The sequence below is a fragment of the Moorena sp. SIO4A1 genome, from assembly GCF_010672065.1.
In the GTDB taxonomy this organism is placed as follows: Bacteria; Cyanobacteriota; Cyanobacteriia; order Cyanobacteriales; family Coleofasciculaceae; genus Moorena.
Window position 1 is genome coordinate 21,813 of sequence record NZ_JAAHHX010000001.1, and the last position, 14,282, is coordinate 36,094.

The following is a 14,282-nucleotide window of genomic DNA, read 5'->3' on the forward strand; positions in this document are numbered from 1 at the left end:
ACGGGCAGCTGCCTGTGGACGCTGAGTAAGACCATCACCAGATTCAGTTCTGGACTTTCTGTGTACGCGGAAGTACCCAACGTGGCATCGGCGGATGAAACGGGAAATCCTGTTCGCGAAGCGTCGGCTTTGCCGAAAGACGAATAAGACCGTCCTTGTGACGCCAGTTGGAAGCCCCAACTTCAGCGGATCTTGTTGGGATACTTCACCCACCAATCACTTTGGAGAAATCTTGCAGGATTACCTCAGCTGACTGGTATCTGTCAGCGAAATGATAGCTTACCATCTTTTCTATAATTTGGGCAAATTCTTCAGGTACATCTGCCAGGTTGCGCCAGATCACTTCACCAGTTTCTGGGGAAATGGGCAAATGATAGGGACGAATTCCAGTTAATCCTTGAATCCCAATCATACCTAAAGCATAAATATCACTATTGAAACTGGGGTGTCCCGCTAATTGCTCTGGTGGGGCATAACCACGAGAGCCAATGGCAACCGTATCATTTTTTTCCTCACTTTGCTCTGGGCTTTTAATCTGTTTAACTGCTCCGAAGTCAATTAGTACCAGTTGACCATCAGTTTGACGACGGATAATATTGCCAGGTTTGATATCCCGGTGGATGACGCCGTATTTGTGGATAAAGACGAGAATTTCTAAAATATCTTTCAGTATATCTGCGACTTCCTTCACTCCAAGCCGTTTATCTACTGGTAATTCGTCACTAAGGGACTGACCGGGAATATATTCTTCCACTAAGTAAAATACTTGATCTTCTTCAAAATAAGCTAGTAGTCGAGGAATCTTTAAATGATTACCCAAAATTTCTAATATGTCTGCTTCAGTGCTGAATAGGCGTCTGGCAATTTTCAAGAATTGCGGATCGCTACGAGCCGGTTTCAATTGCTTGACCACACACTGGGGTGAACCAGGTCGCTGAGTATCTTCTGCTAGATGGACTAGACCAAACCCACCCGAACCGAGAACACGCTTGGTTTGGTAGCGTCCAGCTAGGAGGTTATTTTGGGGTCGGTACTCTACCGATGTGCCATCAGAGTCTGCACCTGCTGTTGGGTTCCAAATTGCTGTGGCATCTTCTTGAGATAAATCGGTTTGTGGTATCGGTATAGTTTTGGTGTTAGCGCTGGAGGTGGTTTCGTTTTTTTCCTTCAACAACGCCTGTAACAGGGCTAAGTTCTGTTCCTGTTCTTGAGCTTTTGCTTCAATTTTGCGGCGCTCTTGCTCTGCTTTTATGCTCTCCTGTTTAGCTTTGTAACCGGTGTAAGTCATTACACCAGTACCCGAAAGGATTAATGCCAACGCAGGTGCCACGACAGGTATCCATCCTGAGTTGAGAAATAGCAGGTAGGATGTTCCTACCAAAATACCTAAAGCAATACTCTCAGACAGTACTAACTGTCGAGTGTTGCGGCTTACCCCAACTAACACGCCCCCTATTAGTGTCCAACCCCAAAGCCACAAGCCTTCTGTCCACTCAGACCAAAACCAAAACTGTCCTCTTCTCTCTCCAAGTGCGCCATTGAGCAGTTGACTCACGATTTGACCATGTATCATGACTCCTTGCATATGCTTGCTTTCTTTTTGAGCAAAACTGTAGGGTGTTAAGAAGTCATCATCTTTGATACTAGGAGCATTCATACCGATTAGGACAATCCGGTCTTTGACCAAGTCTGGTTCAATCTCCTCATTCAGAACCTTAGTTAAGGTAACGGTATCGGCAAGGTGATCAGCAGAGCGGTAATTCAATAAAATTTGGTAGCCTCCCGTATCCCCCTTTTGGTAACCTCCAGCAGTAGGAGATATCTTTTTATAGACTGTTTTTCCTAGCTTGATCTGTTTTCGGGAGATGTTTTCGGGCTTGATTCCCCGCTGTTCCAAATAGCTTCGGGCTAACTGAAAGCCGAATGATAATCTGGTGGTGCAACCCACGATGCTGGTATTATCACTGGTATTGTCAAAAAATAATGGAGCCCGCCGGACGATTCCATCGGGATCTTCAAGTAGATTAACAAAGCCTACACGATGCTGAGAAATTTTTGGGGGGGCTGCAACACTGGATGCTTCTGATTGACCCCGATAGCAAATTGGAATTATGCGATCGCTACTTTGCAGTAGTTCAGAAAATTCGCCATGACCCGGTTCTACTGGACTGTCTCGAAAGATATCGACACCAATGACAGCGGGTTGATGTTGCTCCAGCTTCTGTAATACCTCATACATTACAGCATCTTTGATTGAAGACCCTCCTGGAGCTGTTGTGCCTTTTAAATCTGGCTCAGTCACCTCTACTACTAAGAGGCGGTCATCCGGTGGTAAAGCTGGTCGCAGCTCTATCATCCGGTCGAAAGCCTTTAACTCAAAAAACTGCAACATTCCTAGGTGCTTAGACCCTAGCATTAAACCAGTTACGGCCAAACTCCCTATCAATGCTGGATTTATCCCAACATATTCCCCCAAGCGTTTCAGCCGCGACCAAGCTTTCGTCGGTTTTGGGGGCGGGGGGGAGGGATTTTCCGCCTGGGGGCTAAGTTTTGAGTTGTTTGGTGACTCTTCTGTGGCCACTTTTACCAGCTGAGCACTCATATATAATCATTATCACTAGAAATAATCACCCTTGATGTTCACCCTTGATGATTCTATTAATCATACGATTAACAGTTTAATCACCCTGTAGAGTAGTGACTCATTCCTTGATTCTTAGCCCTGATCTAAGTCCGAAAGGTTGCTCTGATTATTTTCCCGATCGATTTAATCGATTGAGCAGAAGCAATGGAAGCGAAGTTGCTTACACTACCATTTTGCTTTTTTTTCCTTAGGAAGCAAGTCGTGATTATTCTGTCAAGCTATCAATCGGAGCATATTAAATTTGTCTTCAAGTTCGCCGTGGTCAACCACCCTTATCCCAATTGTTGATGCCCACCTGACTAATATCTTGGGTAATTCCACATTGACAGTTTTGACGGCAAAAATTTGCACTTAGCCTATACAAACAGCTTCCTGTATTTTATATCAACCATCAGTGGATAGTATTTATCCCAGATATCGGCAAGCTTTACTACTCACAGGATACCCTACTACGAACGTTCCTGTTTTTGATTGCTTTATCCACACTATTCGGTTCAATCCCTGGTTGATATTTCCTACAGGCGCACTACTAATCTACACCATCATCAACCCTGCCAACTGATCATCCCACCATGACCTAAGTGGTTCATAGGTAGGATGAATCGTAGGGCTTATTGATTACGTAGTCTTTATCAGAGACAAACGTTGGTCAGGTATTGAGGTTACTCACCCCCGGATTCATCCGTTGGGTTTGTACTACTCCCTTCTGACACAACTAGCGAGATTTTTGGGAGATATGTCTAAATTTGTCAATATTTATCCATAAAACCAACCCCTAGAGCCAAACAGGTTTTCTAGCGGGGCAGAAGTTTACCGGAAACCCACGGCGGCTTGCCAGACAAAGGCTAGCAGCAAGAAGAACACAGGGATGACTGGTAGAACGTCCACCACTGGACCAAAAATAGAGTAAGCTTCGGGTAATGTTCCTAACAGGAGTGCAGCTTCCATATCTTAAATCTTCCTTTCCAACACAGATTTAATAATTGACATGTATCTTAACATGAAGTGAACAGCCAATGAGCAAATTGTGTAGTGAATTGATCACTTAAGATGGCTGCCCTGATCGCTTGAGTAAACCGAATTAGCTCAGTCACATTGTGGTGAGAGAGTAACATATAGCCTAGAGATTCACGCGATCGCACTAAATGGTTCAGATAAGCACGACTGAAATTCTGACAGCAATAGCAAGGACAACTGGCATCTAAGGGGGAAAAATCTTCCCGAAACCGGGCATTTTTCAAGTTCCAGCGTTCCCCCTGCACTAAGGCAGTACCATGACGTCCCAGGCGAGTGGGAATAACGCAGTCAAACAAGTCTATGCCAGATGCGATCGCTAAAACCATTTCCCTGTAGGTACCGACCCCCATCAGATAACGAGGCTTATGCCATGGCAGTAATGGAGCGGTTGTCTCGACAATTTGGTGAATCAATTCAGCTGGTTCCCCCACACTGACACCACCAATGGCATAACCTGGTAAATCCAACTCGACCAAGGATTCGGCAGCCAAGACACGCAAATCTAGATACACCCCACCCTGAACTATACCAAACAAAGCTTGTTCATTGGGGCGATTGTGGGCAACAATACAGCGTTTGAGCCAGCGATAGGTTCGTTGAGTTGCTAATTCCACCTCAGTTCGCTCAGCTGGATAGGGGGGACACTCATCAAATGCCATGATCACATCTGCTCCCAAGGCATGCTGAATTTCCATACACCGTTCTGGGGTTATATCAATCATCCGCCCATCCCGAGGAGATCGAAAGGTCACACCCTCTTCGGTAATAGTACGGAGCTGACTCAAGCTAAACACCTGAAAGCCACCAGAATCAGTCAAGATTGGTCCGTGCCAACCCATAAATCGATGCAGCCCACCCGCTTGTTTAATGATGGCTTCTCCTGGTTGCAGATGGAGATGATAGGTATTAGCCAAAACCATTTGGGCCCCAGCTACCTCTAACTGGGCTGGTGTTAGAGTTTTTACCGTTGCTAGGGTGCCTACTGGCATAAACCTGGGAGTTTCCACCACACCATGGGGGGTCACAAACACCCCAGCTCTTGCTTTAGTGTGGCTACAGGAAGCCTGACATTGAAATGAAAAATTAATTTTCTGTTGATTCAAGTTGATCTAGGTCTTGAAATATCGTTAACTAGACGATAGCGTCTAATTCAGTTAACCCAGGTGAAACTCTTGCGTCTTTGATATTGTGTATTCGATGCATCCAACTTGAAGCAAGCCAATACTTATACCCTTGAATTTCATTTATCAACCTGTAACCTGTAACCTATAACCTATAACCTTCTAACCTTCTAACCTTCTAACCTAAAAAGGACAATCTCCATCATCATCAATTTGCACATCCCATTTCGCGCTTAGAACCTGTGTGACCATAGCTTCAAGGGCTTCTGCCTGAAGTTGCTCAACACACTCTTGTTGTAAGGGATTCAACAGGGGAATTAGCCGCAACTGACGATTTTCGCTAATTAGGTCAAAGTAAGCTTCTTGCTCTGGAGACTGACTCAGTTGTAAATAGTCAAAACTATGGACATTGATGTAAAGTGTCCGATTGGCAATCAGGGTGGAGCAATGGGGATCAGCAAATACTTCCTGAACTAACCCTTCCCCCTGGTTCTTTAGCTGACCATCGAGAGTGTGGATGTAACGGACGCAACCTAAATCACCAAGCAAGCGTTTCATATCTCGCTTGTTGATGATAATGCCAGTTTCAATGATGCAAGGAGCTGGGAGTTGGTGTCTAGATTGGTGGTGACTCATGGATAAAAGCCTATAATGCTTTTCAGGGCTGATATTGACATGCAACTGGTTAATTTAATTGATTGGCGAGGCAACCCTAAAGGTTAAACCAATTGATGAGAACACAGCTACGGCAACGGGTTAAAACCAACAATAAAGGTTAATGGTGTTAGGTTTTGGGTTAATGGTTATCGGACTTTATACCTAATCTAAGCATGCTTAATTGTTAATACAAGGGTATAAGCATGTAAGCGTGCGGCGTTGCGCAGCAACAGATAATTCCAATAGATGCAGGGAATAATCGCGTGTTAGGTGTTTATCTTTAAATAGTTCACAGTCAACTAGTCAAATCTAGACAACTAGATTACTCCTTATTGAGTAAACACCAACAGCTTATACCCCAAATGGGATAAACCCATTGCCAACTACTTTTCGACCAAGGAATGTTGATTGAGCCGTTTTGGTCGGCACGAACTAACTAGATTAGCAGCCCGTTGCTGTTGAGACCTAAGCCATAGGGTGAGGTAACTTGCTGCTTATAACAACAGCTTATGACACAATACTATCTCAATCTTTCGATGGTGCTCAAAGGAAAATTCAATAAATTTCAGTAACACCAGTTACCCATGAAGTATTTCACTGGACAACAATTTAGGCAATGGGGACGTCAACTTTTCCGTTCATTGAGTAGTGCTGTAACTTTTTATACTATTATCCCCCTACCAGCTAGCTGGGGAATGGAGTTTCGGGGCATTGCCCGTTGGGCACCGATCATCGGATTGCTGATTGGGGGAATACTGATAATATTAGACATCTTATTGCAACAGTTGGGGATGCCAGCACTTACTCGCTCTGTTGCAGTTGTGGTCAGCTGGCTTGCCCTGACTGGAGGATTACACTTAGATGGGGTGATAGACACAGCTGATGGTTTAGCAGTTCCAGATCCCCAGCGCCGTTTAGATGTAATGGCAGATAGTGCTACAGGAGCCTTTGGGGCAATGGCAGCCTGTACTCTATTACTGATCAAAACCGCTGCCCTAACTGATATCGGGGCTTATCGGTGGGCAGCTTTGATGGGAGCAGCTGCTTGGGGACGCTGGGGACAAGTAGTAGCGATCGCATTTTATCCCTATCTCAAACCCACCGGTAAAGGGGCATTTCACAAACCATGGATACGTATTCCCCAAGATATTCTCTTGGGATTATTCGTTGTCTTAAGTTTATCTCTAGTGCCAGTGTTGCTAGATCCCACAAATACTTGGTTATCCTTAACCATGGCCATCGGAGGATGTGCGATCGCTCTACTGACTGGCGGCTGGTTTCACCGCCAGCTGGGGGGACATACTGGAGACACTTACGGAGCAGTGGTGGAATGGACAGAAGCCCTGTTTCTGTGCTTACTGACCCTGATCCTTAACTAATTACTTTTACTAATTCTTTGTCAAAGACGACCTGTTAGTTTATCGAGTACTTACCGACTCGACCACTAACCCCCTAAATTGGTTTAAGTCTGGTTATCTTTAATCTGAACTTGCCACCGCCGGTTGAGCCAAAGGCACGCACCCTGATAATGTACTCATCTGTCTCAGTGATGCGAGCAAATAACAAGGAGTTAGTACTGCCATCGGGTCCATCATCATTTTCCGCTACCATAGAACCGTCAGAAGCGATCACAGAGATCATCGTGTCAAAGTTGTCTGAGATCAGGTCAATGGCAACTTGGTCTCCCGCATCAAGAGTTACTACATAGTCTCGGGCAAAGCCACCATCCCCGATCGGAATATCTTTCTGAGTCAGGGTGTCAACAATTTCTTTGCTATGAGAAATCGGCTGCGGATTGTACAGGTTTTGTGCTCTGACTACCGGTGCAGTTACGCTCGTTGCCAACAACGTTGCTGCCACAGGCATAACCCAGCTAAACCAAGCAGCAAAAGCTTTACTCATTTAAATATATCTTTTAGTTGGTAACATTTATAACACTGTACCCTAACCCCCTTAAAAAAGGAGGGTGGTGTTGAGTATGGGCTTGAAGCAGACCCAGGCTATCCCCTGACGATACAACTAGCTTACTTTACTACTGACAGGATGTCTCACTGCCAAATTTTTAATATTTTTTCTGCTTTACTCTAGTCATTCTAGCACCACCAAAAAGCATAAATTTAACGCGATCGCTATTGCCACCTCACTTCGACATCACCAACTTTATCCAAGAATTAAAACCTTCGAGTCAGGTCTCCTCTCTCCTCAAAAAAACCGCCAATTTCTGACATCAAACTGAGGGTATTTAACTCAATAGTTACTTCGGAAGAGATTTTTTTAACTAGACCTTGTCAATGATTAATTTATCCTATATAATAGTGATATAGGAAGAGTTAAAACAAAAGAGAAAAATGAACAAGTGTGTTTGTACTACCGAAGCAGCATCTCTCTTAGGTATTTCTTCTCGGCGATTGCGCCAACTTCTAGAGAAGGGTCGGGTTCGGGGTGCCTATAAAAGCGGGAAATTCTGGATTATTCCCTTGTTTAACAATCTCCCGCAAATCACCAAGGGCACTAGAGGACCAAAAGGGAAATGGCGCACTAATCGTGCTCCGGCTATAGCTAAGATCAATGTCAACCGCAATAACATTGGCTCGAATATCCACAAAAGCCCCGAAGAACGGAAGCCAGTGATTTCCGTAAAACGCAGCGGCAACAATATATACGGCAACCAAGTAGAAATCCTTGGTCCGTGTCGGATTGTCTATAATCCCGATAACCCACTATCTTGTGGAGCTCGTCTATGGATCGAGACTTTCAGTGATGTCCACTTCATTGGTGGCAGTTTCCCGGCCACTAGCTAATGGTGGATTTTGGAGCGTCCGCTCACCATAGCGCAATAATCGTTGGATCGTTTCCAGACGGTTGTCCCATACCTGAACTTGATACGGTTGCTCAACCGATTGTCCAAACATCCACGTTTGAAAGCGAGTACGGAAGGATGACATGGACAATTGTGCTGATAGCAAGCTCATCATGGATGGCTTGTCGGCTAGTCGATTCAGCAACAGGGAGAGGGTATCGGCTTGTTGTCCCCAGTCTGAAAGGTCTGGTTCCCCAATTACTATTTGATTATTTGCTAACATAAAACTCCATTCCTGTTGCAGAGCCTGATAACGTTCTGCTGCAGCTAGGAACGGTTGACGGTAAGGTACTTGTACTTCAGTGGTAGGCTCTTGTTGTCCTTGAGTGCGAGTCAAGATGCCCCTGAGATTATCATTGAGATTTTCTACTGCAAATAGGGCATAGCCAGGAGCTGGTAAATCTCGCAGCAGTTGAATTTGGTCAACAGCTACAATATCGGGCAAATTCAATAGGCGAATTCCTGGCAAAACTAAGGCTGAGCTTAGGGAGGATTTAGTTAGCCATGGCTGGGCTAATTTTTGTAACTCTTCCGTTTCCAACGCATAAGTCATCGGTACCATCAGGTCAATCTCACCCCGAGACGCCCAATCTTCCCAGTTTTGTTGGATTTTTTGCAATCGGTCTTCCCTAGGCATGGGAAATACAGCAGCAGAGATAATCAACTCGGGACGTTTCTGCCGCAGCATTTGTGACACTGACTTGACTAAAGTGTCGATTTGCTCTATACGAAAATCTGTCCACTGTCGCCATAAGTTCTGATTCTTTGGGTCAATCTCAATGGGGTCAACACCGGTCAATTCCTGGAACTGTTCACGGGCGGCCTTACCATAGCCAAAGGTATGACCAGCTTTGGGGTCTTGAAACGGGTAGCGAATATAGTCGAGCTGAATCCCATCCACTTCATAGTTGCTGGCTATCTCTTCCAATAGCTTGGTTAGATAATCCCGCACTTCCGGATTAGCGGGGTCAAGAAAAGCCTTTCTAGTTCTCTTGTGAAACACACGTTTTTCGTTATCCAAGATTGCCCAGTCTGGATTCTTGGATAGCACTGGTCCGAGATAGTCTGCTGGTTGATCCAAAACCGCATTGTGCCGCTGGTTAGCTGCAGCAAACATCCAAACCCAAGCGTGCAATTCCATCCCTCGCTCATGGGCTAACTTCACTGCTGCTTTTAGGGGATCCCATCCCTCAACCAGGGGATTTTGCTCTGGTGCGATCGCACTCGGGTAAATCGTATAACTAGCGTTAACCGTTTCAAAAAAGATGGTGTGAAAACCAGCTGTAGCCAATTTGTCAAAAATCTTAGCTAAATCTTTTTCAGACTTGGCTTTAACAATAGTACCCCGGTCTAGCCAAATGGCTCGAATCTCTGACTGGGCTAGTTTACGATCAGTTGGGTAGTTTTCCCATAGGGTATTTCGTGCTGTCATCCACAGCTGACTTGCCTTTTGATACTCTCTGCGAGCCACTGCTCGACGGAAGTTTTCCAAACCCACTCTGGCCTGATTCAATGCCTCAATAGCTGAGTCAGTAGCTGAGTTAGTTTCATTCGTTTTACCCTCAGAGGTTTCCTCGGAAGTTTCCGACACTTGCTTAGCACCAGCAGTGACAAATTGTTCGATAGCAGCACCTGTAGATAAATTCAGATTACTGTTAGCTGCATCGGCTCTTAGCAAAGCACTTTCAAACCGACCAATCAGATTTTCTAACTCCATCTCCATTGCAGTAGCTTGCTTTAGGGTTCGAATTCGTCTTCTATATCGCGGTGGTGGGGCTTTTGCTGGCTTGGGTGACGGAGCTAATCGGGAATTAGTAGGCTTGGCTGAAGCATCTGTGTTATTGCCAGACTCTGCATCTTCTGTTTCCACCTGTTTCTGGGCAATAGTGGTGTCGATATCCCGACAATGTTGTGGAGAGTGATCAGAGGATTCAGACGATGTAGATGAATTAGTGATGAGTTGGACATCAGTGAGATTGACATCAGTGACTTGGACATCATAGCGACCAAGAGCCGCTCGTAACCAAGCACTATCGACCTCCGCCGGAGCTACCCGATCGATACCCCAGCGCCAACCAAAAAACGTAGCATTATTAGAGGTTACTACAGCAGGGGGCTTGTCAACCTGACTCCAGACTGCAACAGTAGTGGAATTAAGATCAGCAGGAATAAGAGTGCCCCCCTGGATGATACCTGTAATTCCAGTATCCTGCACCCATGTTTGGTTACTGTCTGGGGAAGGATGGAGGATAGAGGGTTGGGTCATCGCAAACCCCCAATAGGCACCCAAAAGCTCACGCAATTGTTTGCGGATGTCAGGTTTGGAAAGTAACCCAGTAGGACCGCTAACAATAACTTTTCCTCCTTGTGCGATCCATTCCTGTAACGCTTGGAATTGTTTGGGGTGGAGGAACTCGACATTGGGCAAAAATAGCAAGTTAGTGTTCTCGAAGTCAGAGGCTTTCTTAACGTCAGTCAAGTCAACAATACAGTAGTTAACTCCAATTGAATGTAAGCGTTCGGTAATTCCAGACCAATGCCCTTGATTATCCAGACTCTTAACTACTCCCAGTTGCACCGTTTCAGCTCTAGCAGCTGGTAACCATGGTAGAGAATTGAGCAAAAGCCCAATCAAGGTACTAACTACAATAGTCTTGGGCTCGATAGGATTAGATTTGACTCTGGTTAAATCTCCGATCAAGGGGGTTAGCTGCTTGGACAAAGAGCACTGCCAATTGGAACTACTATCGCTACTCCTGAACACCGTTCACTCCTTAAAATTAGTTATCAAAATCTTAACCTCTGTTGGTAATTAACAAGGTTAGCGAGAAGTGCGGATTTAGATCACACAGATGGTGGCAGGTATTGGTTCAATTGTAGTTTATGACTGGTATAACCCATACGGGATATCATCTCAGCTAATTCTAGCCGAGATGAAGGGAATAGTTTTACCATCAATGATTACTTTTCTTTAGTTGATGATTCACATAACTACGAAGAACGTTATTAATTGATGATTGATAGCCTTTTCCTTGACTTTTAAACCAGTCTATGATGTCACTATCTAAGCGAATAGAAATCGCTTTTTTAGTAATTGGTTTAACCATTTTGGCATTTTCCCAAAAATGATCGTCTAACTCAGGTATATCTGAAGTATCAATTTCAGAGTCAGGAATATTTTTGATTTCTTCAAGTCGTTTGGGCGAGATACTCATAATACTTTCTCTTTTCCTTAGGGGTAGCTTTTCGAGCAGAAATTAATCGAATTTTACTGTTTCTTTCGGTGTGGGCTACGGTGACAATGACAACGCCTTGTATGGCACCGATGCTGATTTCTCTGATTTCATCATAATCGTATCGTTCATCAATTGAAGTAAAAACGATTCCAAAGAATATTTCCTGTGCTTCTTCAAAGCTGATGCCATGTTTTCGCTGATTTTGTCGGTTTTTGTTTTCGTCCCATTCAAATTCCATTAAATTGTATATACGTTTTGTATATACAATAACTTTAACATAAAATTTAGTTTTTTTCTATCCTACTTTCCGGGAAATGGTATATGGACGCGATCGCATTCTAGGGTAAGCGCAAGAAAACATTGCCCATAGTCTGCATTGGCTAGATATGCTGATTGCTGATTGCTGATTGCTTACCTAGGGAGTAGGAGTATGAAGTAAGGTGAAGAAAATTGGATGGCTCTGATAATTATTAAAAACGCTATAATTACTGATAAGGAAATATATAGCGTTTGTGTTTGAGATGTAAATCTTTATGGTTTTTTTTCTTGGAAAATAAAACTCCGAATCTCTTTCCCCTTTTGCCTCTTTCAGCAATTCCTGTGTTTACAACCCAGATCCAAACGCTATAAACCCTACCGAAATTAATATCCTGGATAGGTTGGGTATCTCCCATGAAAACTAATAAGCATCGGTCAGTGTGTGGGAAATTAAAGCAGCAGTTAAATAACAGAGTTAAACGCTGGTTTAATTCCCCTAAAAATGGTCATAGCAGCACCACACAACCAATAGCTGTTAATGTGGCAGAGCCTTATGCTCCCTACAAACCTCCCTCAACTACTCAGCCACCTAACCACAGCAACGGCGTAGGTAATAATACCTGGCTCCCTGGTTATCGGCTACAAAACGGTAAGTACACTATCGAAAAAAAACTAGGAGAAGGTGGGCTGGGTATTACCTATTTAGCCCGAAATAATAAAACAGGCGATCGCATTGTTATCAAAACTATCGGTAATGATGCACTCCGCCAAAATAATTTATTAGAATATTGGAAAATTTTCGCCAACGAAGCGGTAAAGTTAGCCCAATGTAGCTGTGGGAATCCTCATCTAGTTAGCTTATGTGAAGAAATCATCCGAGAAGGTGAATTGCCTTGCCTAATCATGGAATACATCGAGGGGGAAACCTTGTCGGCTCTGGTGAAACGGCAGGGTGTGCTTTCGGAAGAGAAAGCCTTGCTTTACATCCAGCAAATTGGTAGCGCCCTGTGGGACATTCATCAGCAAGGGTTGCTCCATCGGGATGTTAAACCCAATAACATCATGGTTCGGAACGATGGTTCTGGTGCGGTGTTGATTGATTTGGGTATTGCTACTAAGTTTGTCCCTGGGGTTACCCAAACTCATCTGTGTGGGCGGACTCCAGGCTATGCTCCTCTGGAACAATATGAGTGGCGGTCGCAACAGGGTCCCTACACTGATGTTTATGCTTTGGCCGCTACCTTGTATGTGCTCTTAACTGGAAAGAAACCAGTATCAGCTGATGACCGGATTGAGGGAGCTGTATTACCACCACCAAAGGATTTGAATCCCAAGATTAGCGATCGCATAAATCAAGCCATTCTCCATGGTATGAATTTGGTGGCTAGGGATCGGCCTCAGTCTATACCAGAATTTTTAAACTTACTGGATATTGAATTACCAAATAATAATAGCACAAATAGCACCAATAATCAACCACAGACAATAGCTCAAGTTGGAGACTTTTATATAGAACGTCCCCAAGATGCTGAGTGTTATCAAAAGATTTCACAACCAGGAGCGCTAATTCGGATTAAAGCACCGAAGCTGATGGGTAAAACCTTACTCAGTCATCGGATTCTTGATTATGCTAAGTCTAGGTATTATCGCACGGTTTATTTGAATCTTAATGAGTTACCTTGCCATGATTTGGATATATTTTTACAGTCTTTTTGTGTGCGGGTTGCTCAAAAATTGAAATTGCCCAATCAGTTGCAAAATTATTGGGAAGATAATTTTTTCACCAGTGAAGTAAAGTGTAGCACCTACTTTGAAGAGTATTTGTTGGTTTCTTCAGAGAGTCCTTTGGTTTTATGTCTCGATAACCTAGAGCGAGTTTTTCCTCATCAACACGTTGCTGAAGGGTTTCTTACGTTGCTGCGGAGTTGGCATGAAAATGGCCAGTTTTATGATATTTGGAAAAGACTACGGTTGATAGTGGTTTATGCTACGGAAGTTTATATTGACTTGGCTATCAATAAATCGCCTTTTAATGTAGGATATCCTATAGATTTAACTGATTTTACTTTGAATCAGGTTCAGGATTTGGCGAAATTTTATGGCTTAAATTTATCAGTTAATTTACTACATGAATTAATGAGTATGGTAGGAGGACATCCTTATTTATTACAGTTAGCTTTCTCTACTCTTAGCAAAAATCCCAACATCACCATCGAGCATCTTTTAGAAACAGCCCCGACAGAATCAGGGATTTATCGCCATCATTTGCGAGAGCTTTTAAATAATCTCATGCTCCATCCCAATTTACTAAACGCTTTCAAAAAATTACTGACAACTACTCAAGCAGTGCGCCTGGATTATAAGGTAACCTATCTGTTAGAAAGTCTGGGATTAGTCAGAGCAATCGGTAATGATTGTATTCCGAGATATAATTTGTATCGTGAGTATTTTAGTAACAGACTTTTGTAGTTAGGGAGCAGGGAGCAGGG

At 43.8% G+C, this 14,282-nt stretch carries 11 protein-coding genes; 3 read left to right on the top strand and 8 right to left on the bottom strand.

The features are described 5' to 3' along the window. Positions 1-205 precede the first annotated feature (205 nt). The 4 genes from F6K53_RS00105 to F6K53_RS00120 form a co-directional block, all read right to left on the bottom strand. A complete protein-coding gene (locus F6K53_RS00105) occupies positions 206-2,602 on the bottom strand; it encodes a CHASE2 domain-containing serine/threonine-protein kinase (protein WP_293024351.1) in 2,397 nt (798 codons plus the stop codon). Between the two features lie 852 nt (positions 2,603-3,454). Next, positions 3,455-3,592: a photosystem II reaction center protein K gene (locus tag F6K53_RS00110; RefSeq protein WP_008177837.1), complete on the bottom strand. Its 138-nt coding sequence runs from the start codon at positions 3,590-3,592 to the stop codon at positions 3,455-3,457. A gap of 47 nt (positions 3,593-3,639) precedes the next feature. After that, positions 3,640-4,764 (bottom strand): tRNA guanosine(34) transglycosylase Tgt, encoded by a 1,125-nt coding sequence (gene tgt, locus F6K53_RS00115; protein ID WP_293079538.1) that lies wholly within the window; start codon positions 4,762-4,764, stop codon positions 3,640-3,642. A gap of 201 nt (positions 4,765-4,965) precedes the next feature. Then, a complete protein-coding gene (locus F6K53_RS00120; protein WP_293024356.1) occupies positions 4,966-5,418 on the bottom strand; it encodes a hypothetical protein in 453 nt (150 codons plus the stop codon). Positions 5,419-6,023: 605 nt separating this feature from the next. Here F6K53_RS00120 and cobS point away from each other — a divergent pair. Continuing rightward, positions 6,024-6,818: an adenosylcobinamide-GDP ribazoletransferase gene (cobS, locus tag F6K53_RS00125; RefSeq protein ID WP_293024358.1), complete on the top strand. Its 795-nt coding sequence runs from the start codon at positions 6,024-6,026 to the stop codon at positions 6,816-6,818. A gap of 73 nt (positions 6,819-6,891) precedes the next feature. On the opposite strand, the gene F6K53_RS00130 is transcribed toward cobS, so the two are convergent. After that, positions 6,892-7,341 carry a PPC domain-containing protein gene (locus F6K53_RS00130; protein ID WP_293024360.1) on the bottom strand — a complete coding sequence of 150 codons (450 nt, stop codon included), beginning with the start codon at positions 7,339-7,341 and terminating at the stop codon, positions 6,892-6,894. Between the two features lie 446 nt (positions 7,342-7,787). On the opposite strand from F6K53_RS00130, the gene F6K53_RS00135 reads away from it, so the two are divergent. Continuing rightward, entirely contained in the window at positions 7,788-8,240 is a 453-nt protein-coding gene (locus F6K53_RS00135) for a helix-turn-helix domain-containing protein (RefSeq protein WP_293024362.1), read from the top strand. Here F6K53_RS00135 and F6K53_RS00140 read toward each other — a convergent pair. From F6K53_RS00140 to F6K53_RS00150, 3 genes are all read right to left on the bottom strand, one after another. After that, positions 8,178-11,021: a family 10 glycosylhydrolase gene (locus F6K53_RS00140; RefSeq protein WP_293024364.1), complete on the bottom strand. Its 2,844-nt coding sequence runs from the start codon at positions 11,019-11,021 to the stop codon at positions 8,178-8,180. The genes F6K53_RS00135 and F6K53_RS00140 overlap by 63 nt on opposite strands. 232 nt (positions 11,022-11,253) lie before the next feature. Continuing rightward, on the bottom strand, positions 11,254-11,514 hold the full coding sequence (locus F6K53_RS00145; RefSeq protein ID WP_293024366.1) for a BrnA antitoxin family protein: 261 nt from the start codon (positions 11,512-11,514) through the stop codon (positions 11,254-11,256). Next, positions 11,489-11,773, bottom strand: a complete 285-nt coding sequence (locus F6K53_RS00150) for a BrnT family toxin (protein WP_071106423.1) — start codon at positions 11,771-11,773, stop codon at positions 11,489-11,491. The genes F6K53_RS00145 and F6K53_RS00150 overlap by 26 nt, the downstream gene beginning before the upstream one ends. A gap of 434 nt (positions 11,774-12,207) precedes the next feature. Here F6K53_RS00150 and F6K53_RS00155 point away from each other — a divergent pair, with 434 nt between their 5' ends. Beyond that, a complete protein-coding gene (locus tag F6K53_RS00155; RefSeq protein WP_293071576.1) occupies positions 12,208-14,262 on the top strand; it encodes an AAA-like domain-containing protein in 2,055 nt (684 codons plus the stop codon). The last annotated feature ends 20 nt before the right edge of the window (positions 14,263-14,282 follow it).